This is a genomic window from Candidatus Magnetaquiglobus chichijimensis (assembly GCF_045865675.1).
Lineage (GTDB): Bacteria > Pseudomonadota > Magnetococcia > Magnetococcales > Magnetaquicoccaceae > Magnetaquiglobus > Magnetaquiglobus chichijimensis.
In genome coordinates this window covers 1,379,680-1,400,386 of the sequence record NZ_BAAFGK010000004.1, presented here as the reverse complement: position 1 = coordinate 1,400,386, position 20,707 = coordinate 1,379,680, and the positions used below count along the sequence as shown (strand labels likewise).

Here is a 20,707-nt window from a genome sequence, read left to right as displayed (position 1 = left end):
CTGGATGCGTTGAAACCCGAGAAAAAGGTCGCCCAGACCATGAAACAGGGGAGCAAGCAGCGGCGTTATCTGGCTCAATCCGTGGTGTTGGAGGAGTCGGGTCTGTCGTATCTGGTGCGGCTCTCCCTGGTGTTCATGGCCGCGCTGTTGATCCTCTTCGTTGTCTGGGCATCCTTCTCCAGCATGGAGGAGATGGCCGCCACGGTGGGTGAGGTGATGCCCGCTGGTCCGGTGCAACGCATTCAGCATCTGGAGGGGGGGATCGTCAAGGCGATCCTCGTCAAGGAGGGGGAGTTGGTCGAGTCGGGCAAGGTGCTCTTTCAGATGGCGCCGGAGTCGGCTTTGGCCGAACTCAATCAGATGCGCGCCCGACATGCGGCCCTGGAATCGCAGATTGCCCGCAATCGTGCGTTCCTGGACGAGAAGGAGCCTGATTTTGCATCGATTCCGAATGAATTCAACCATCTCAAGCGCGAACAGGTGCAGCTGCTCGCCGCGCAACGGTCGTTTCTGGAGAGTCGGCGCGAGGTGATGCGGCTCAAGATGGATCAGCGGCGTACCCGGTTGTCCAGCCTCTCCACCCAGAAGGAGAACCTCGAGCAGCAGTTGCGCTATTACGACGAGGAGGTGGCCATGCGGCGTGCCGGGCTTGCCAAGGGGGTGATGTCCCGCCTGGCGGCCCTGGGCAGCGAACGGGATCGCAGTCGTGTCGCCGGCGATCTGGAGCGCACCCAGGCGGATCTGATCACCGCCAGAAAGGAGTTGGACGAGTCGGTCAAGCAGATCGTCTCGCTCGACGACGAGGTGCGGCAGGAGGCCCTGAAGGAGCTGGGATCCCTCTCTTCGGAGCTGCGTCAGCTGAAAGAGGGGATGCTGCGCCAGGAGAATCGCGTCGAACGGTTGGAGGTCAAGGCTCCGGTCAAGGGGGTGATCAAGAATTTGCAGATGGAGACCCTGCGTGGCGTCGTGCCGCCGGGTGGGATGTTGACCGAAATCGTGCCGGTCGAGACCACCCGGAAGGTCGAAACCCGCATCACCACCCGTGATATCGGTCATGTGCATCCGGGGCAGCGGGTGACGGTCAAGGTCACCACCTACGACTATTCGCGCTATGGGGGCATCGATGGGGTGCTGGAGTCGATCTCCGCGTCCACCTTCAAGGATCCTGCGGATCCGGCCCCCTATTACAAGGGGATCATCCGTTTGGATCACGCCTATGTGGGCACCGATCCGAAACAAAACGAGGTTCTGCCCGGCATGGCGGTTCAGGCGGATATCCACACCGGTTCCAAGACCCTGATGGAGTATATGCTCAAGCCGATCTACGCCTCGGTCAACAAGGCGTTTCGCGAGCGCTGAGACTGGCTTTTTGAGCCGTGATGTGTCAGATTGAACAGATCATGACTGGCGGGATGGATCCTTATGTGAGGGAGATGGGGAAGACCGATGGAAAATGAGACCGGTGACGGGGATGCCCAGTTGGATGAGCCTCGGGATTTGGCTGTCGATTCCACCGCCAATGTTCTGGATCGGCTGGCGATTCTCGAGGAGGAGGTGAGGTTGCTCAAGGCGGCCTTGTACACCCTGCCTGGCGCGCTCGAGAAGGAAAAAATGGAGGTGCGTCGCGGTCTGGAGGAGTTCAAAGGGGCGCAAAAACGTCTGACGGAGTTGGCGAACACCACCGTCCAATCCAACCAGAAGGTGGAGCAGCTCGGCAAGCAGGTGGAAGGGGTCAAGAAGGAGACCAGCTCCTGGCTGGTGGTGAGTATCGTCTGTTTTGCAATCTTTTTCATCGTTTCACTTTTTATCAGGGCAGGTTGAGATGTCAGGAACGAGCGGTTTGGGTGAATCCGGTACGGATCACCAGTTGGAAGAGGAGATCGGCGTGGAGGTGCAGAACATGCTGCACGCCGAGATGAATGGGAAGGTTTCCGTCGTGGAGCGGGAGTTGACCGAGGATGAGAAGCAGCTCTTTTCCGAGGCATTCTTGAGTTCATCCCTGGAACAGATGATTCCCTCGGTGGGTCAGGAGCGGCGTTTGATGGGGGTGCCGAAGGCGGCCAAACGCGCCAAGACCAACAAGCGCGCCAAGACCGACAAGCGCGCCAAGAGCGCATCCAGGCCGGCCAGGCGCGGCAAGGGATCGGACAAGAAGGGGAAGGGTGCCGGGTCCAAGGGAAAGAAGAGCCGAACGAACGCGCGCGCCAAGGGCAAAGGCCGGAGCGGCAAGCGATGAAACGGGTCGGCGCGCATGTGAGCATCGCAGGCGGGGTGGGCAATGCTCCGCTCAATGCCCGTGCGATCGGCGCGCGCGCCTTCGCGATGTTCACCAAGAATCAGCGCCAGTGGAAGTCCAGGCCCTTGACCCCCCCGGAGATCGACGCCTTCCACCAGGGGATGGCGGAGGGGGGCTTTCGCGCCGACGACGTGTTGCCGCACGACGGGTATCTGATCAATCTCGGTCATCCCGAGGAGGGGCCCCGACAACAGTCGCTGGAAGCCTTCATCGACGAGTTGGAGCGCTGCCGTCTGCTGGGTCTGAACCGGTTGAACTTCCATCCCGGCAGTCATCTGCGCCAGATTTCGCCCGAGGCGTGTCTGGATCGGATCGCCGAGTCGGTCAACCGCGCTCTGGAGGCGGTCCAGGGGGTCACGGCGGTGATCGAGAACACCGCCGGGCAGGGGTCGAATCTGGGGTTTGCCTTCGAGCAGCTCGCCTATCTGATCGAGCGGATCGAGGACAAATCACGCATCGGGGTCTGTCTGGATACCTGCCACGCCTTCGTGGCCGGGTACGATCTGCGCGACGCGGCCAGCTATGCGGAGGTCATGGCCGGTTTCGGGTCGATCGTCGGTTTTTCCTATCTCAAGGGGATGCATCTGAACGACTCCAAGCCGGACCTCGGCGACCGGGTGGACCGCCATCAGAGCATCGGCAAGGGGAAACTCGGCCTGGAGCCGTTCCGCTTCATCATGAACGATCCCCGGCTTGAGGAGATTCCTCTGGTCCTGGAGACCATCGACGAAACCCTCTGGCCCGAGGAGATTCGTCTGCTTTATTCGCTGGTCGAGACTGATCAGGATTGAAGGTTCTTCCAGGAAGAATCGGCTTCATTTTTGGGCGCACGCACCAGGAAGTTTCCCTCTGGCTTGTCAATCATCCCGTCATCCAATCATCCCGTCATCGAGCCCGACCTTCCCGAAGGATGAATCATCCACGGGAGGGCCGGGGTTCGATGCACGGGTGAATCAATCGATGCCGATCTCTTCGAAGACGGTGCGCACCACGCGCTTGTCGTAGTCGAGGAGTTCCGGTTTCTTGCCGGTGTAGGGCAGGCAGCTCAATACATACTTGATGCCGTTGATGCGGGCCAGTTTCTTGTCGTTGGACTTGATGATGGTCCAGGGGCACTGTTCGGTGGAGGAGTAGAAGAACGTGTCCTCCTTGGCCTTGGTGTATTCATCCCACTTGTCTTGCGACTCCTTGTCCACCGGGGAGAGTTTCCACTGTTTGAGGGGGTCGTTCTGACGGCTGTTGAAGCGGCGGAGTTGCTCTTCCTTGCTCACCGAGAAGTAGAACTTGAAGAGGGTGATGCCGGAGGCCACCAGTTGCCGTTCGAATTCGGGCACGGTGCGCAGGAACTCCTTGACCTGATCCTTGGTGCAAAAGCCCATGACCCGCTCCACGCCGGAACGGTTGTACCAGCTGCGGTCGAACATGCAGATTTCGCCGGCAGAGGGGAGGTGCTTGACGTAGCGTTGGAAATACCACTGGGACCGCTCCTGATCGGTCGGTTTTTCCAGGGCCACGACCCGGCAGCCGCGCGGGTTGAGGTGTTCGATGAACCGTTTGATGGTGCCCCCCTTGCCCGATGCGTCGCGTCCTTCGAAGATGGCGATGATTTTGTGGCCGTTCTCCTTGACCCAGTTCTGCATCTTTACCAGCTCGATGTGGAGCGGGCCCATGATTTTGAGATACTCCTCTTCGGAGATCTTTTTCAATTTGGGATGCGCGGACCGTTTGGCCTGTTGACTCCCGGTACCCAGGACGACTTCCTTGTGGCGGGACTGGGCGTGATGGCGACCTTTGTGGTGGGTATCTTCGGACTTTTTGGACTCTTCGGACTTCGTATTGGACATTGGGCGGTCTCCCAGAATCTTGAGTGTGAGTTGAAACCGGCAGAGATTCTAGCATTGCCTGAATGAAATAGCCATGGCTTTTACGTGGTCATGGGGACGGGAATCGGTATGGTTCGTGTTTGGGTGGAGAGTTTGTCCCGATTGGGATTTTGGTGCGGGGGACGGGCGATTGGCAGGGTTGGGGTGGTCGGAGACGGCAGGGTGGGTGATGGCGCGGTTATGGATGACGGGTGAGGGGTGGTGTGGATATTTTTCTTACAAATATAATTATATTAGAATATTCTAAATATCAAAGTTATGACGATGGGTTTCGATCTGGCGAATGGGAAGTCGGGTTCAGGAATGGGAAGGAATTGAGAAAAATATTAAAATTCAATGTTCTGATTCGATTGCACGCTGGTCTGCGAGGAAGGTTGCGAAATCGATCGATTTTTTTTGATCGAATACGAATTCTGCCTGGAAAAGGGGTGCAGCAAAATGATACAATAGCAGCAATTGCTGCACCCTTGTTAAAAGTGCACCAAATTATTCCATCAAGGGATCGAGATCAGGCGATCCGTGTTTCGTGCGCATGTTGATCAGCCGACGATTCAGGGATTGCCGGGTGATGCCGAGCAGAGTGGCGGCGATGCCCTGGTTGTTGTTGGCGCGGCGCATCGCCTCGAGCACCATGGCGTCGATCCCCTCCTTGAGGGTGGGGAACGGGCCGGAGGTGAACAGCGCCGCGTTGGGGGTGGCTCCCCCTTCCAGCCGTTCCAGGGTTGCATGGTTGGAATGGTTGTGGGCGCGGATCGCCTGGTGGAAGCTCTCCATGGAGAGGGTCGGGCCGCCGGAATGGAGCGCCACCGCATCATGCACCAGCGCGCGCAGTTCCCGGACGTTGCCGGGGAAGTGATGGGCCCCCAACAGGGTGAGCAGTTGCGGTGGGGTGTTGGGCACGGATTTGTTCATGGAGCGGGCCGCCTCCTGGGTGAAGAACCCCAGCAGCAGAGGGATGTCTTCGGGTCGCTCCCGCAAGGGGGGAATCTCGACGCGGTGAGAGGTGAGCCGGTAGTAGAGATCCTGTCGGAATGTGCCAGCCGCGATCATCTTGCGCAGATCGGTGTTGGTGGCGGTGAGGATGCGGGTGTTGCTGGGTTTGGGGACATCGGAACCCAGGGGGAAGTAGCTCTGCTCCTGCAACAGATGGAGCAACTTGACCTGGGAGGCGGGCTTGAGATCGCCGATTTCGTCGAGAAACAGCGTGCCTCCCGAGGCGCGGGCCACCAGACCCTCCCGGTTGGTGTCGGCGCCGGGAAAGGCCCCCTTGCGGTGGCCGAACAGGGTTTCGGAGAACTGGGCGTCGTCGAGTCCGGAGACGTTGAGCGGGACGAAGGCGCCGGAACGACCGCTCACCTGGTGGATCGCCTCGGCGATCAGCCCCTTGCCGACCCCGGTTTCGCCGGTGATCAGAATGGTTTCGCCGCTGCCGGCCACGGCCTCGATGTATTGGAAAATGCCCTTGAGCTGGGTGGAGTTGGTCAGGATCGGACGGAAGGCCTCTTCGTGGATCAGGCCGCCGTGGATCAGATAGCTCTTTAAGGCATGGACCTCCTTGCGCAGCAGGAAGGTATCGACCGCGCGGCGCACGGTGGTGACGAAGCGGGTCCGTTCCACCGGTTTGACCAGATAGTCGAATGCCCCCTCGCGCATGCAGGTGACGGCGGTTTCCACCTCCTGGGAGGCGGTCACCACCACCACCGGCACCTCGGGGTGGTGGCGAATGATCTCCGGCAAAAGCTCCAGGCCGGAGAGATGGGGCATGAACAGATCGAGGATCACGGCCATGGCCTTGCGGCGGGCCAGCATGGCCATCAGATCGCGACTGTCGCCGATCGTGACCACCTCCTTGATGCCCGAACCGCGCAGGAACAGGCTTAAGCTGTTGAGGACGTGTTCTTCGTCATCGACGAGAATGACCGGCGGTTTGCCGGTGAGCTTGCCATCGTTCATGCGAGATCTCCATGACAGGGGAGATGGACGAATACCGTGGTGCCTTGGTCGGGTCGGGATTCGAAGCGCAGCCGACCACCATGATTCTTGACGATGGACGCGGAAATGGAAAGTCCCAGTCCGGTCCCGCCCTTCTCGAGACGGGTGGTGAAAAAGGGTTCGGTGATCTTTTCCAACACCGCCGGGGGGATGCCGCACCCCTGATCGCGCACGATGAGAATCACCTGGCGGTTGGTCTCGTCGTGGACAGCCTCCAGATGGACGCCGTGGCCGCGATCGGGCAGGGATTGCAGGGCGTTGACGAGGATGTTGATCAACACCTGTTCGAGCTGCTGCGGATGGCCGGAAACCGGTGGAAGATTCTCCGGGAAGTGGTGGGTGAACCGCTCGGTATGACTCTGGATGGTGGTGTTGAGCAGGACCAGCGCTCCTCTGGCCAGTTCCGCCAGATCGACCGGGTGCCGGACGGTGGTCGATTCGTCGCGGGAGAGGTTTTTCAAGGCCTCGACGATCTTTTTGATCCGTTCGGTGTTGTCGAGGATCCAGCCGATGATCTTCGGGATCTTTTCGCCCATCTCCGCATAGGAGAGGCCGGAAATCACGAAATCGCCCTGTTCCCGATGGTAGTCGTCCAGGATCGACTTCACGGTGGGCCAGGCGTCGGCGAGCATGCTGGCGTTGTAATAGATCGAGTTGTTGGGGTTGTTGATCTCGTGGGCCACGCCGGCGGCCATGAGCCCCAGGGCGGCCAGGCGGGCATTCTTGGCGGCCTGCTCCTCCAGCAGTTTGATCACCGAGATGTCGGTGGTGACCACCATGGCCGTGGGGGCCCCGGTCTCCTCGCGCAAAGGCACGACGCGGATTTCGAACCAGCGGTCGTGTCCGGCGCGATGGTGCAGGTGGCGGACTTCGTTCATGGCGAAGGCCTGCTCCAGGGTGTGGCGATAAAGCTCCTGGAACCCCTCCGGTTGGACGACCAGGGGATCCGACGCATCGTTGTCGATGACGGCCCGGGTACGGTTGATCAAGAGCGGGTTGCCCAACCGGTCCACCAGACGGATGGTGTCCGGGGAGCGGTAGAAAAGAATGCTCAACAGCCGTTCGGATTTTTCCAAGCGGCGGGCCATGCGGGTGCGCAGGATCAGTTCGCGGTTGATGCGCCACAGGTGATGCACCAGCAGGCTGGTGAGCAGGAGTCCGGCCAGAAACACCACCCAATCCCCGTGCACGAACCACTCCGCAGAGCGGAAATGGTCGGTCTGGGAGCAGGTGATGGACCAGTCGCGGTTGCCGAAGCGGTTGGTGGCGGTGAGTTTGGGGTTGGGTCGTTCGATCCAGGCTTTCCAGTCGTGGGGGTCGGCGAAGGAGAACGGTGCGCCGATGAGACGCGAGGCGTAGAAGTGCAGGAAACGCGCCTCGGGAGGCGCCCGGTCGTCGAGGATGATGCACTCCACGCCGCGCGGTTCGAGCAGGGCGATGGCCTGTTCGGCGAGGGTGGCGAACTGGAATACCCCGAGAATGTAGCCGCTTAGGAAGGCGTGTCGCTCCAGCACCGAGAGCGCGCGCACATCCGAGCGGTAGACCGGCAGGGCGGCCAGAAAGCCGAAACGGTTCGGATCGCCCGGTGTGAGCGCGATCCTCTGGCTGACCACCATGGCGCCGCTGTCGCGCGCCTCTTCCAGCCAGGAGCGTTGGAGGGGGTCGGCATAGTGGTCGTGGCCGCGGCTGAAGAGCGGGAAGGAGAAGGGCTCCAGATGGGTGACGCGCGCGGCTTCCGGTTGGTCATTCCTGGCGGGTGTCAGGGTGATCCACTGCAGGGATTCGATCCCTGGATGACGGCCACGGATCAGGGTGGCGAGACGCTGGAAGGTCGATTCGTTGACCTCCGGGGCGGATTGAATCAGATCGTGCAGTTCGTGGAGCGCGATGGTGGCGCTCTCCAGACTCTTCTGGACCGCCCGGTGGCGATCCTGGGCCACCCAGGCGAACTCCTGTCGAAGGTGGTGGGTGATCTGCAGGCGCACGCTCAAAAAGAGGAACAGCGAAAAGATTCCGCCCAGAAGGGCCACCAGCAGAATCAGCCCATGGGCGCGCAGCCAGGCGAGCGGGGGGGCGGTGGGCGGTTTTTCCGGGTGGGGCGGGGAAGGGTCCATCGGATCCGGCTCCTGGATGGGTGGGTCATCGATGCGGTTCGGGTTGGGCATGGTGGACGGGTGGAAAGAGGGTTGAAGGTCAATCGCTTTTGCGATGGGAGTGGGTAAGGATGGCTGGGGTGCGTTCCAAGGTGTTGATCGTCGATGACGAGGCCGATATACGGGATACCGTCTGCCTGATCCTGGCCAACGCCGGTTTCGAGAGCCTCGAGGCTTCCAGCGTCCCCGAGGCCCAGGGACTCATGCGCAACATCACCCCGGATCTGATCCTCCTGGACTGGATGCTCAAGGGAACCTCGGGGTTGGACTACCTGCGCCAGCTCAAAAAGGACGATCTGACCCGGAGCATCCCGGTGATCATGCTCACCGCCAAGGGGGAGGAGAGCGACAAGGTGAGCGGTCTGGATCAGGGCGCGGACGATTATATCACCAAACCGTTCTCCTCCAAGGAACTGCTCGCCCGCATCCGTGCCGCCCTGCGACGCATCGAACCCTCCATGCTCGACGATCAGGTGGAGTTCGCCGGACTGGTGCTCGATCGGGCGCGCCACCTGATCAGCATCCATCGCTATCCGCTCAAGTGCAGCGCCATGGAGTTCCGGCTGCTCGGCTTTTTCATCACCCATCCGGATCGGGTCTACCACCGCGATCAGTTGCTGGATCTGGTCTGGGGACGGCATGTGCATGTGGGGGATCGTACCGTGGATGTGCATGTGCGGGCGTTGCGCAAGCTCCTGGAGCCCTTTGGCAAGGATGTGCTGTTGCAAACCGTGCGCGGTGCGGGATACATGTTTTCCGCCAAGCCGCAACCATGAACCAGACGCGCGCCCTGGCCTGGCTGGCGGTGCTCGGTTTTTTGCCGGCCTGCCTGTGGAGTCTGTCCAGCGTTTCGGTGTGGGTCTGGCTCGTGCCGATGGGCATCGTGCTGCTGGTCGGGTACCGTCTGCGACCCGAACCGGTCGTGGAAGACGAGGATATCCCGGACGTCTGTCTGGCGCGCGGGGACGATCCCCATTTGCGTCAGCGCTGGAAGGTGGCCTTCAACCGTTGGCGCGCCGCCATGGATGCCTTGCCGGATGGCGTGCTGCTGCTTGATTACCGCTTCGGGGTGTGCTGGTTCAATCCCGAGGCGCGGCAGATGCTGGAACTCTGCCCGGAGCGGCACATGGGCAGACCCTTGGCGCTGCACATGGAAGATCCTCTGCTCGACGACTATCTGCGTCGCGAGGAGTTCACCCGGCCCATCGAGCTGGCCTCGCCGGTGAATGGCAATCAGGTTCTGGAGTTCCGCTTCCTGGCCCTCAAGGGGGACGAGGGGTGGCTGGTGCTGATTCGCGACATCTCCGGGCCATATCATCTGGATCAGCGGCAGAACGACTTCATGGACAACATCTCCCATGAGTTGAAGACCCCGCTCACGGTGTTTCGCGGGGTGCTGGAGCTGTTGCCGGAGATGGAACCCGACTCTCCCCATTGGGAGAATGCCATCGGACTGCTGCACAAGCAGAGCCTGCGCATGCAGGCGTTGATCGAGGATCAGACCCGGCTGTTGCGGTTGGGAACCAAGCGCTATGGGTTCCCGGTGGAACGGTTGGCCATGGCGCCGTTTCTGGAGGAGATGATCGAGGCTGCCGAGGCCTTGAGCGGTGAGTTGGGACATCGGTTCGTGACCGGGATCGACGGATCGTTTCCGTTCGAGGCCAATCGCGAACTGGTGCGCTGCGTGGTGAGCAACCTTTTGACCAACGCGGTGCGACACACCCCAGCCGGGAGCGAGGTGGGGGTGACCTGGGGGCTGGATGAGCAACGCCGTCCGATGTTGACGGTCACGGACAACGGTCCGGGGATCGCCTGTCACCATCTGCCGCGTCTGACCGAACGGTTTTATCGGGTGAACGCCCAGCAGAAGGTCGAACAACCGGATCTGCACGACGATCACGGTTCCGGTTTGGGCCTGGCCCTGGTGAAACAGGCCTTGGCCCGCGCCAATGGCAAGTTGGAGATCGTCAGTCATCTGGGCAGTGGCAGTCGGTTCATCTGCCGGTTTCCGCCCCTGGTGGAGTCGTGGGTGTAGGGTTTTGTCTGCCGGAATGTTCCGCGAGGGCGTTTTCCGGTGGTGGGTGAGGGGGTTTCCCCTGGTTTTCGTTTAAGTTGTTGTTGAGTCATTCAACCAAAAGACAGTAAGGAGAGATGCATGAGTAAAATTATCGATGCCATTTTGCCCCCCATGCCGGCGTTTCTGGACATGGTGAGCGCCCAGGCCGAGATTCTGGCCAAGTGCATGAGCACCGGAGTGGATTGTCTGACCGATCCGGAACCGATCCGCTATCAGGCCTTGGCCGATCTGGAGAACAGCGCCAAGGAGTTGCGCCTTCGCCATCTGGACAAGTTGAGCGATTCGTTCTCCACCCCGATCGACCGGGCGGACCTGAATGAGGCGATCAATACCCTGGAGACCCCGGTCGAGGAGATGCGCGAGACCCTCGAGGAGATGCGTGCCCTGGGTGTCGAATCGGACAAGTACCTTCTGGAGATGGCCATTGTGCTGCGCGAGGCCGCCGCCGCGCTGCAACGCGGGTATTCGAAGCTGGCCACCAAGCCGGGTCAGGCCGATCCGGATGCGCTGGCCGCCGTGGCCTGTCCGGGGCGGGTGGATGCGATCTACCGCAAGGGTCTGGGCCGTCTTTACACCTTGAACGAGGATATGGAGGCGATCAAGGCCAAGGACGAGGATATCCGCGTGGCCACCTTCATCCACACGGTGGACATTCTCAAGCGGCGCGAGGCGTATCGTCATATGCGCAGCGTCTCCTTGCAGATCGGTGATGCCGCCGAAGTGCTGCACGGCATTGTCGCGCAGATCGGATAAACGTTTCTTAACGCGTGCTTTACAATGGGCGCCATTGTAAAGCACGCGGTCTGTTTGATGGCGCAATTTATGATTATTTTGATAATTTTATAGTGATTTTGAGTATTAATTGACGGTCTGATCCTTTTTGCAAGATTCTTTTAACAAACCCTTAATAATAGCTTAATTTTGAGTTAATCCAGGGCTGCTAGCATCGGATCTGTTTAAGGAGAGTGTTAAATTGATTGGCTTTCCGTGAAGGATTGATGGAGACGGAACGCGCATGGTCACGGCATTGGGTTTTGGTACATTGGGTTCGGAATGGTTCATTTTCAGACACAAGGGGAGAACATCATGGGTATGAAACGGTATTGGCCACTCAACGGGGCGCACGAGGTGAGAGACGATGGATAACAGCACGGTTATGATGATGATGTGGATCGCGATCATCGTGGTTCTGATCTTCGACTTCACCAACGGCTTTCACGATGCCTCCAACATCACCGGATCCATCATCGCCTCACGGGCGATGACCCCGATCCAGGCAGCGATCCTCACGGGTGTCTTCCACTTCATCGGGCCCCTGCTCGGCGGTACCGCGGTGGCGGATACCATCGGCAAGTTCGTGAACATCAAGGATCTGAACGCCAACATGTCGCTGATGATTCTTCTGTGCGGCATCTTCGGATCGATTTTCTGGAACCTCTTCACCTGGTGGTTCGGTCTGCCCTCCTCCTCTTCCCACGCCCTGGTGGGCGGCATCGCCGGCGCGGTGATCTTCGCCGCCGGCTCCGATCACGTCATGTGGGGTTGGGAAGCCCTGGTCACCAAGGGCAAGCTGACCGGCGTCATGAAGGTGTTGCTGTCGCTGTTCGTCTCCCCGATTCTCGGCTTCTGGCTGGCCTGGATCTTCCAAAAGATCGCCCGGCGCCTCGTGGCCAACGCCAAACCGCGCGTGGACAAGTTCTTCAAATGGTCGCAGTGGGGCAGCGCCGCCGCTCTCTCCTTCTCCCACGGCACCAACGACGCCCAGAAATCCATGGGCATCATCGCCCTGGCCTTGCTGTTGGGCGGTGAGATCGATAAATTCCACATTCCGTTCTGGGTGATCCTCACCTGCGCCATCTTCATCACCGCCGGCAACTCGATGGGTGGCTGGCGCATCGTGCGCACCGTCGGTTTCGGGATCTTCCGCGTCCGTCCGATCCACTCGTTCAATGCCCAGTTGACCGCCGCCGCGGTGATCTTCGGCGCCGCCAACATGGGCGCCCCGGTCTCCACCACCCACGTCGCCTCCTCGAGCATCATGGGCGTGGGCACCGCCGAGCAGCCCAAGGCGGTGAAGTGGCGCAAGGGCAAGGAGATCTTCGCCACCTGGATCCTGACCATCCCCGGCTCCGGCCTGGTGGGCGGTCTGACCTACATGCTGGCCGACATGATCACCCACGTCAGTGGCGCCCGTTGATCGCGGTCGTCCAACGTGACAAAAAACATCCGGGGGGGGATCCCCTCCCCCCACCGTGAGCCCTCCCTCGGGAGACCACGGAAAAAAGAGACGCATCCAACACACCATATGGGTCATATAAGGAGAATTTCATGAGCGGCGGATCTTCCCCCTTCACCAAGATGCTCGACAACGTTTTTCCACGCATTCCCCCCTTCCTGGACATGATCAGCGTTCAGGCCGAAGTGTTGAGCAAGGGCATGACCGTGGCGGTCGATTACATGTCCGAGGCCACCACGGCCCGCTTCCACGAAATCATGCAGATCGAGACCCGTTCCCGCGAACTGCGCGAGAAGCATCTGGACATCCTCAACAACGCCTTTTCCACCCCGATCGACCGCGAGGACGTGCTGCGTTCGATCACCGCCCTGGAGGTGCCGGTCGCCTCGATCCGTGTCGTCATCGAAGAGATGGAGTCGCTCAAGATCAAGAGCGACAATTACCTCCTCGAAATGGCCGTGATCCTGCGTGAGTCCGCCGCTGCCATGCAGCGCGGTTTCGCCAAGCTCGACACCACCCCGGCTCAGGCCGAGCCGGATGCCCAGGTCGGTTTGCAGTGCCTGGCCAACGTCGATCGCGTTTACCGCAAGGCGTTGAGCCAACTCTACAGCATCGACGACGACCTCAACCGCATGCGTGCCCATGCCGACGGCGCCGAGGTCCAGGCCATGGTGCATGTGGTCGAGATGCTCAAGCGTCGCGAAGTCTATCGTCACATCCGCAACATCGCCGCCAAGATGGGTGAGGCGGCCCAGGTGCTGCACGGCATCGTGATCCAGATCGGCTAGTCTTTCGTCTGGGTTGTCGGTCCTTTTGACCCCCGGTTCCTCATGGAGCCGGGGGTTTCTGTTTTTATTGTTTGCTTGTTCATGCGATTGACACGCGCCTTTCATGTTTTTCATGGTTGGTTCCCATTTGTTTAATGGCCGGTGGCTGGACTTTTCATGAAGAGATCATGATTTGTTAACATCTGTTCATTATGATGGGATTGCGTCCGTTGTAATGATATAAATTGTTAAAAAACCAATCAATAACCAAAAAGAATGGGGGAAAGAAGAGATGAAATTCAAGTCATTGTCCGTGGCCGCCACCCTGGCGATCGGGGGGTATCTTCTGGCTTCGAGTCAGGTCGAGGCGCGCACCATGATCCAGAACAAGGGTTCCGACACCCTGGTCAACGTGGCCCAGGCCTGGGCCGAAGCCTATCAGAAGATCAAACCCGAGGTGGCCGTGGCCGTGACCGGTGGCGGCTCGGGCACCGGCATCGCTGCCATGATCAACGGCACCGTCGATCTGGCCAACTCCAGCCGCGCCATGAAGGACAAGGAGATCAACGAAGCCAAGAAGAACGGCATCATCCCGATCGAGCATCTGGTGGGGTATGACGCCCTGGCCATCTTCGTCCACAAGGACAATCCGATGAAGTCGATCACCGTCAAGCAGTTGGCCGACATCTACGGCGACGACGGACCGGCGACCAAATGGAGCGATCTCGGCCTGAAGGTGCCGGGTTGCAAGGGGGACAAGATCATCGTCGTCAGCCGTCAGAACAACTCCGGAACCTATGTCTATTTCCAGGAGGCGGTGCTGGGCGAAAAGCGGGATTTCCGTCTCGGCACCAAGGACATGCACGGCTCCAAGGATGTGGTGGATCTGGTGGAGAAGACCCCGTGCGCCATCGGCTACAGCGGTCTGGCGTATGACTCGCCCCACGTCAAGAAGCCGCCGGTGGCCAAGGATGACAAGTCCACCCCGGTGGAGGCCAACATGGACAACGCCGTGGCCCGCACCTATCCCATCGCCCGTCCGCTCTTCATGTACACCAAGGGCGAACCCGCCGGCGATGTCAAGGCCTATCTCGACTGGATCAAGAGCGACGAGGGGCAGTGCATCATCATGGACAAGGGCTATGCCCCGGTGCGTCCGGTGAAGTGCGCCAAGAAGTGATCCCAACGCCCGTGGATCGGGGTTGTTGACCGGATCCACGGGCGTAACCGCCGCGCCCCTGAGCATGGCATGATCCCGCGCCTGACGCGCGGGATTTGTCTTGATTTTGATCCGCGTTGCGTCAACGCGATTCTGGAACGGAGCCAACGATGCCTATTTATGAAAAAAGATTGCAACAGGACCTCAATCAGATCCGTCAGGCCGTGGCCGAAATGGGTGCCGGGGTGGAGAACGCCCTGAAGAATGCCGTTCAGTCGCTGTTGTCCGGCAACGAGGCCCTGGCCAACCTGACCATCCTGATGGATGAGCCCCTCGACCGTCGGTGTCAGCAGGTGGACCAGATGTGTCACGCCTTCATCGCGCGCCATCTGCCGAGCGCGGGTCATTTGCGGCTGATCTCGTCGAGTCTGCGCATGATCTACGAACTGGAGCGGATCGCGGACTACGCGGTCAACATCTGTCGGGAAGGTCTGGATCTGGAGGGCCCCCCTTCCGGCATTCTGCGCCAGGAGTTGGAGTCCATGGCGAACGCCTCCCGCAACATGCTGCATCAGGCGCTCGCCGCTTTCATCCAGGAGAACGCCGGGCTGGCGCGGAGTACCATGGAGTTGAATGCCCAACTGAACAAGGGGTTGGAACAGGCGATTCGCGATCTGGTCGCCGAGGGGGACAGCCATGCGGGCCATTCGCGGGACATCGTGGATCTGTATGTGATCTTCACCATGCTTGAGCGGGTCGGCAACCGCGCCACCAATCTGTGCGAGGAGGTGGTGTTCTGGTTGACCGGCGAGATGCCGCCGGCCAAGGTGATCAACGTGTTGTTCCTGGACGAGGAGAACAGTGCCCTGGGGTTGATGGCCGAGGCCATGGCCAACAAGGGGTACGAGAAGGCTTGCCGCTTCAGCAGTGCCGGGCGTACCCCGGCCAAGGCCCCGGATCTCCGCGCGGTGGAGTTCATGCGCGGCATTGGCATCGACATCTCCGAAATGCAACCCAGGGGGCTTTCCCAGGTGAACCTGGATGCCATCGACGTCATCATCGCCTTGCAGGGCCGGGTTCGTTCCTACATTGCCAAACCGCCGTTTCACGCCGCGTTTCTCGATTGGGATGTGGGCGCGTTGCCCGAAGCGAACGAGGAGCGCAACTCGGCCAATCGGCGTTATGAGGAGATCTATCGGGATCTGGCCGGGCAGTTGCGCGAGTTGATGGATATCCTGGCGGGCCGGGAGGGGGTGTGACCATGGATGCCCTCGCCAACAGCGCCGTCGATGCCAGGGACAAGAACTGGTACATCGACAAGGGGTTCGAGATTCTGATGTTCGTGTGCGGGATTTCGGCCATCATCTTCGTGGTTGGAATTTTTCTGTTTGTCTTCAAGGAGGGGATGGGGTTCATCGTCCACGACATGAACGTGGGTGAGTTCTTTCTGTCGCCGAAGTGGCGTCCCACGTCGCTGAACAATGCCACCTACGGCATCCTGGCCATGGTGGCCGGAACCGCTGCCGTGACCATTCTGGCCATGGCCATCTGTCTGCCGTTTTCCATCGGCGCGGCCATCTACATCGCCGAGTTCGCCACGGGCAAGACCCGCGAGACCTTGAAGATCCTGATCGAATTTCTGGCCGCGATCCCGTCGGTGGTGTGGGGGTTCATCGCCCTGTCGATCATGAATCCGCTGATCATCGACACCTTCGACGTGCCCATGGGCCTTGGGGTGCTCAATTCGGCGCTGATTCTGGCCCTGATGGCCGCCCCCATCGTCACCTCGATCGCCGAGGATGCCTTCAAGGCGGTGCCTGATACCTACCGGGAGGCTGCCGAGGCCCTGGGCGCCACCCGTTGGCAGACCATCCACAAGGTGGTGCTCCCGGCGGCCAAGAACGGCCTGCTCTCTGCGGGTCTGCTCGGGGTGGGACGCGGTTTTGGCGAAACCATGGCCATCCTCATGGCCAGCGGTCATTCGATCAACATTCCGACCTCGGTGTTCGACTCGTTCCGCGCCCTCACCGCCACCATCGCCGCCGAACTCGGAGAGACCGCCGTGGGATCGCCCCACTATCAATCCCTGTTCGCCATCGGCATCTTTCTCTTCCTCATCACCTTTCTGATCAACATGACCGCCGACTTCATCGTGCGCGGCGTTCGCAAGGGGTAACGACCATGTTCGAAGCCACTGGGATCAACCAACGGAATGACCAGGTGCAAAAGCGCTTCAAGCTGCTTTTCGGCATCATGCTGGTGATTCTGATCATACCGGTGATCGTCATCATCGGCACCCTGCTTTACAAGGGGGCCCCAGCCATCAGCTGGACCTTCATTTTCGACCATCCCACCAATGGCATGACCCAGGGTGGGATCTTTCCGGCCCTGTTCGGCACCATCTGGCTGGTGGTGGTGTCGCTGTTGGCCTCGGTGCCCCTGGGCGTGGCCGCTGCCATCTACCTGAGCGAATACGCACCGGACAACCTCCTGACCCGCATGATCAATCTGGCCACCATCAACCTGGCCGGGGTTCCGTCGATCGTTCATGCCCTGTTCGGGGTGGGGGCTTTCGTGGTGTTCTTCCGGTTCGGCACCAGCATCCTGGCCGCCAGCCTTACCCTGGCCATCATGACCCTGCCGGTCGTGATCGTCTCCTCCTGGGAGGCGTTGCAGGCCGTGCCCCGCTCGTTCCGGGAGGCCTGCTGGAACATGGGCGCCACCCGTTGGCAGACCATCTGGAACGTGGTGCTGCCCAACGCCTTCACCGGCATCCTGACCGGGGTGATTCTCCAGGTGTCGCGCGCCGCGGGGGAGACCGCGCCGATCATGTTCACCGGTGCCGCCATGTTCCTGCCGTTTCTGCCCAACAGCGTCTTCGATCAGACCATGGCCCTGGCCCTGCACCTGTTCGTGGTCGCCACCCAGGTGCCGGACGTGCCGGAAAGCCTGCCCTTCGGCGTGGCCCTGGTCCTGGTGGGGATCGTCCTGATCATGAACTTCTTCGCCATCTGGATCCGGATGCGGCTGCGGGGGAAAAAGAAATGGTAAACCACAAGATCGAGGTCAGAAACCTCGCCATCGCGTATGGCGGCAAGCAGGCCCTGGGAGGCGTGAACCTGGAGGTGTTCGAAAACGAAATCTTCGGCATCATCGGACCGGCCAACAGTGGCAAGACCTCCTTTCTGAACGCCATCAACCGCATGGACATGATGCGGCCCAACATGGCGGTCACCGGCACGATCCGCATCAACGGTCTGGATACCCGCTCCTGGCGCAACGTTTACGACCTGCGGCGCAAGATCGGGGTGGTCTTCCCTCTGCCGGTCGGACTGCCCCTGTCGGTCTACGACAACGTGGCCCTGGCCCCGCGCATGGCCGGCACCGCCGGTTCCAGGAGCGACCTGGATGAACTGGTGGAACGGTGTCTGCGACGTGCGGCTTTGTGGGACGAGGTGAAGGATCGGCTCAACCATTTGGGGAGTCTGCTTTCGGGTGGTCAGCAGCAGCGTCTGACCATCGCCCGAGCCCTCTCCCAAAGCCCGGAGATCCTCATGCTCGATGAGTTCTCCATCGCGGTCGATCCCGTGACCACCATGCGCATCGAGGATGTGCTCAAGGAGTTGAAATCGGAAATGACCATCATCCTGGTCACCAACCTGGTGCAGCAGGCCAACCGGCTGGCGGATCGCACCGCCTTTTTCCTGAACGGCGAATGCGTCGAGATCGGCACCACCGAGGCGCTTTTCAACGGGGATGCCAAGGACTCCCGCACCAACGACTACATCGGAGGAAAGTTCGGATGATGACCCAATCCCCATCCTCCGGCGTGGCCAACGCCCCGGAGTTGGCCATCCAGACCCAGGATCTCAACCTGTGGTACGGAACCTTTCAGGCGCTGTTCGACATCAACCTCAAGATCAAGAAGGGGATCATCACCAGCCTGATCGGTCCGAGCGGTTGCGGCAAATCGACCTTTTTGCGCAGCGTGGACCGCATCAACGAACGGCTCGGGTACGTGCGCATCAAGGGGTCCATCGAGGTGTACAACCAGAACGTCTACGCACCGGGCGTGGAGTTGGCGCAACTGCGCAAACAGGTGGGCATGGTGTTTCAGCGACCCAACCCCCTGCCGATCTCGATTCGCGAGAACATTCTGTTCGGGTATCGGATCCATGAGGAGCGCGGGGGCAAGATTTCCAGAAGCGAGGCGGATGGCATCGTCGAAGATGCCTTGCGTCAGGTGCTGTTGTGGGATCAGATGAAGGATCGACTGGATCAGAAAGCCACGGTGGGGCTCTCCCTGGAGGAGATGCAGAAACTGTGCATCGCGCGCCTGTTGCCGGTGAAGCCGACGATCCTGTTGATGGACGAGCCCTGCTCGGCCCTCGATCCCAAGGGAACCGCCGCCGTGGAGGAGTTGATCTGGGAGTTGCGCGGTCGCTATTCGATTCTGATCGTCACCCACAACATGGCCCAGGCCAGACGGGCGAGCGAGGAGTGCATTTTCATGCTGATGGGCCGTGTGGTTGAGCATTCACCCACCGAAAAACTGTTCGTGACCCCCCTGCATCGGGAGACCGCCGATTATATCGAGGGACGATACGGTTGATTCAGATCAACAATCGAACAAACTTTTTTGAGGTGACGATCCGTTCGTCACCTTTTTTTTTGTCTACGGCCAGAAGATTGCATATACTGCCACGGACTCTTAAAGGGGGCGTCGGCATTGGCGGCCCGCGCGATGCGACCAGGAATCATTCTTGAAACGATCGGCGAATGACGTTACGGCATATGGACTCCAAGAACCCACTTCTACACGCACAACATGTCAGTACGTTGCTGGATCAATACGACGAAAGCTTCGAGCTTTATCGTGCCTACAGCGAACGGTTGATGATCAATCTGGGCGAAGTGTTCAACAAAACTTCGTTGCCGATCAGTGCCATCTCCGGCGATCTGATGTCCAGGGCCATTTTGAAGAAGTTCCTGACCGAACGGGGGGGCTACTACAGCCGCCTGCGGGACATCGAGAACCTGATCACCGTGCGCGTGGTGGTCTATTTCTCCGACGACATCGATCTGGCCGTCAGTCTCATCCACAAAGAGTTCGCCCTCGACGACAGCTTCCAACCCGTCACCGAAATGCCGGATCAGGACCGTTTTGGCCTCAATACCCGTCGCTTCGACATCAAACTGTTGACGGATCAGTACGCCCGGCCCGAATACCAGCGTTTCAACGGCCTCAAGGCCGAGCTGGAAATCCGTACCGTGCTGCAACACTCCTGGTCCGAGGTCAAGGGCATCTTTGACATGCTGGTTGGCAGGTCACGGATTCCGGGACAAAACGTCAACAAGCTGGCGCAAATCTCCTATCTGCTCAAGATGGCCGACGAGGAGTTGGTGCGCATCAAGGATCAGATCCTCCAGCAGAACACCCTGACGAACGCTCAACCCTCGCCGTTCGAACCGCCGCCCGGCATGACCCTCGACCTGCCGCAGACCCTCGAGCTTAAGCCGGTCGATCCCCAGAAGCAGGCCGACCTGGCCACGCGCCTGGAGGCGTTCATCCTCAACGACGCCGTGGTGCGCGACATGGATCGCTCCATCGCCGACCACTACGAGACCCGTCTGGTCTATCGGGACAACTTCGTGACGACCCTGGCCGAAATTCTGGTGCGGTTGGGCCTCGATCGCGAAGAACGACTGCGCGAGGAGTTGACCGCCAACAAGTCGGTCATCCTGATCCTGATGAAGAACATTTTTGGCGATACGTCGCGGTCCGGGGTGGAGTTCATCCACAAAGGTTCTTCGCTGCTCGTGCTGTTTTACGTGTTGTTGGCCAAGACCGGCAACATCGAGATCATCAAAAAGAACGTCCGCGCCTATATCTCCTTGAAGGGGCTCTCAGTCGAGGACTTCGCCAACGATCTGTTGACCCACTACAAGAAGGTCATCCGCAAGGCACCGGATCCCAACTGGTGATTCGGCCTCTCCTGGTCTGATCAACGCATCCGTTTTTCTCCGGATTTCAATGGATGATCCGGATCTTTCCCAATTGCCGGTCATCTCGGCACGGTATCTGCTCCGTAGGACGACAGGGATTCTTGATGAATCGCCCGTATGTCGATTTTATGACAGGAG

19 protein-coding genes are annotated in these 20,707 nt (G+C 60.0%); 16 read left to right on the top strand and 3 right to left on the bottom strand.

Annotated elements, in window-relative coordinates:
* The first annotated feature begins 9 nt into the window (after positions 1-9).
* The 4 genes from ACOY6C_RS10260 (at position 10) to nfo (ending at position 3,087) form a co-directional block, all read left to right on the top strand.
* Complete coding sequence (locus ACOY6C_RS10260) at positions 10-1,359, top strand: HlyD family type I secretion periplasmic adaptor subunit (protein WP_420905381.1); 1,350 nt, start codon at positions 10-12, stop codon at positions 1,357-1,359.
* A gap of 87 nt (positions 1,360-1,446) precedes the next feature.
* Positions 1,447-1,821 carry a hypothetical protein gene (locus ACOY6C_RS10255; RefSeq protein ID WP_420905380.1) on the top strand — a complete coding sequence of 125 codons (375 nt, stop codon included), beginning with the start codon at positions 1,447-1,449 and terminating at the stop codon, positions 1,819-1,821.
* A gap of 19 nt (positions 1,822-1,840) precedes the next feature.
* Complete coding sequence (locus tag ACOY6C_RS10250; RefSeq protein ID WP_420905379.1) at positions 1,841-2,236, top strand: hypothetical protein; 396 nt, start codon at positions 1,841-1,843, stop codon at positions 2,234-2,236.
* On the top strand, positions 2,233-3,087 hold the full coding sequence (gene nfo / locus ACOY6C_RS10245) for a deoxyribonuclease IV (RefSeq protein ID WP_420905378.1): 855 nt from the start codon (positions 2,233-2,235) through the stop codon (positions 3,085-3,087). The genes ACOY6C_RS10250 and nfo overlap by 4 nt, the downstream gene beginning before the upstream one ends.
* A gap of 162 nt (positions 3,088-3,249) precedes the next feature.
* On the opposite strand, the gene ppk2 is transcribed toward nfo, so the two are convergent.
* The 3 genes from ppk2 to ACOY6C_RS10230 form a co-directional block, all read right to left on the bottom strand.
* The gene (ppk2, locus tag ACOY6C_RS10240) at positions 3,250-4,140 is read right to left on the bottom strand and encodes a polyphosphate kinase 2 (protein WP_420905377.1); all 891 of its coding nucleotides are present in this window, start codon (positions 4,138-4,140) and stop codon (positions 3,250-3,252) included.
* Positions 4,141-4,665: 525 nt separating this feature from the next.
* Complete coding sequence (locus ACOY6C_RS10235; protein WP_420905376.1) at positions 4,666-6,132, bottom strand: sigma-54-dependent transcriptional regulator; 1,467 nt, start codon at positions 6,130-6,132, stop codon at positions 4,666-4,668.
* On the bottom strand, positions 6,129-8,285 hold the full coding sequence (locus ACOY6C_RS10230) for an ATP-binding protein (RefSeq protein ID WP_420905375.1): 2,157 nt from the start codon (positions 8,283-8,285) through the stop codon (positions 6,129-6,131). The genes ACOY6C_RS10235 and ACOY6C_RS10230 overlap by 4 nt, the downstream gene beginning before the upstream one ends.
* A 110-nt stretch (positions 8,286-8,395) precedes the next feature.
* Here ACOY6C_RS10230 and phoB point away from each other — a divergent pair, with 110 nt between their 5' ends.
* The 12 genes from phoB (at position 8,396) to ACOY6C_RS10170 (ending at position 20,548) form a co-directional block, all read left to right on the top strand.
* Positions 8,396-9,100 (top strand): phosphate regulon transcriptional regulator PhoB, encoded by a 705-nt coding sequence (gene phoB / locus ACOY6C_RS10225; protein ID WP_420905374.1) that lies wholly within the window; start codon positions 8,396-8,398, stop codon positions 9,098-9,100.
* Entirely contained in the window at positions 9,097-10,359 is a 1,263-nt protein-coding gene (locus ACOY6C_RS10220; protein ID WP_420905373.1) for an ATP-binding protein, read from the top strand. The genes phoB and ACOY6C_RS10220 overlap by 4 nt, the downstream gene beginning before the upstream one ends.
* A 120-nt stretch (positions 10,360-10,479) precedes the next feature.
* Positions 10,480-11,154, top strand: coding sequence for a DUF47 domain-containing protein (locus tag ACOY6C_RS10215; RefSeq protein WP_420905372.1), 675 nt, complete (start codon positions 10,480-10,482; stop codon positions 11,152-11,154).
* 385 nt (positions 11,155-11,539) lie between these two features.
* Positions 11,540-12,598, top strand: a complete 1,059-nt coding sequence (locus ACOY6C_RS10210) for an inorganic phosphate transporter (protein ID WP_420905371.1) — start codon at positions 11,540-11,542, stop codon at positions 12,596-12,598.
* Between the two features lie 131 nt (positions 12,599-12,729).
* Positions 12,730-13,425 (top strand): DUF47 domain-containing protein, encoded by a 696-nt coding sequence (locus tag ACOY6C_RS10205; RefSeq protein ID WP_420905370.1) that lies wholly within the window; start codon positions 12,730-12,732, stop codon positions 13,423-13,425.
* Between the two features lie 271 nt (positions 13,426-13,696).
* On the top strand, positions 13,697-14,584 hold the full coding sequence (locus ACOY6C_RS10200; protein ID WP_420905369.1) for a phosphate ABC transporter substrate-binding protein: 888 nt from the start codon (positions 13,697-13,699) through the stop codon (positions 14,582-14,584).
* 149 nt (positions 14,585-14,733) lie between these two features.
* Complete coding sequence (phoU, locus tag ACOY6C_RS10195; RefSeq protein ID WP_420905368.1) at positions 14,734-15,822, top strand: phosphate signaling complex protein PhoU; 1,089 nt, start codon at positions 14,734-14,736, stop codon at positions 15,820-15,822.
* Between the two features lie 2 nt (positions 15,823-15,824).
* Complete coding sequence (pstC, locus tag ACOY6C_RS10190) at positions 15,825-16,739, top strand: phosphate ABC transporter permease subunit PstC (RefSeq protein ID WP_420905367.1); 915 nt, start codon at positions 15,825-15,827, stop codon at positions 16,737-16,739.
* A 5-nt stretch (positions 16,740-16,744) separates the two neighbouring features.
* Entirely contained in the window at positions 16,745-17,614 is an 870-nt protein-coding gene (gene pstA, locus ACOY6C_RS10185; RefSeq protein WP_420905366.1) for a phosphate ABC transporter permease PstA, read from the top strand.
* Complete coding sequence (locus ACOY6C_RS10180) at positions 17,608-18,369, top strand: phosphate ABC transporter ATP-binding protein (RefSeq protein WP_420905365.1); 762 nt, start codon at positions 17,608-17,610, stop codon at positions 18,367-18,369. The genes pstA and ACOY6C_RS10180 overlap by 7 nt, the downstream gene beginning before the upstream one ends.
* Positions 18,366-19,175: a phosphate ABC transporter ATP-binding protein gene (locus ACOY6C_RS10175; RefSeq protein WP_420905364.1), complete on the top strand. Its 810-nt coding sequence runs from the start codon at positions 18,366-18,368 to the stop codon at positions 19,173-19,175. Before ACOY6C_RS10180 ends, ACOY6C_RS10175 begins: the two co-directional genes overlap by 4 nt.
* Positions 19,176-19,342: 167 nt before the next feature.
* Complete coding sequence (locus ACOY6C_RS10170) at positions 19,343-20,548, top strand: hypothetical protein (RefSeq protein ID WP_420905363.1); 1,206 nt, start codon at positions 19,343-19,345, stop codon at positions 20,546-20,548.
* Positions 20,549-20,707: the final 159 nt, after the last annotated feature.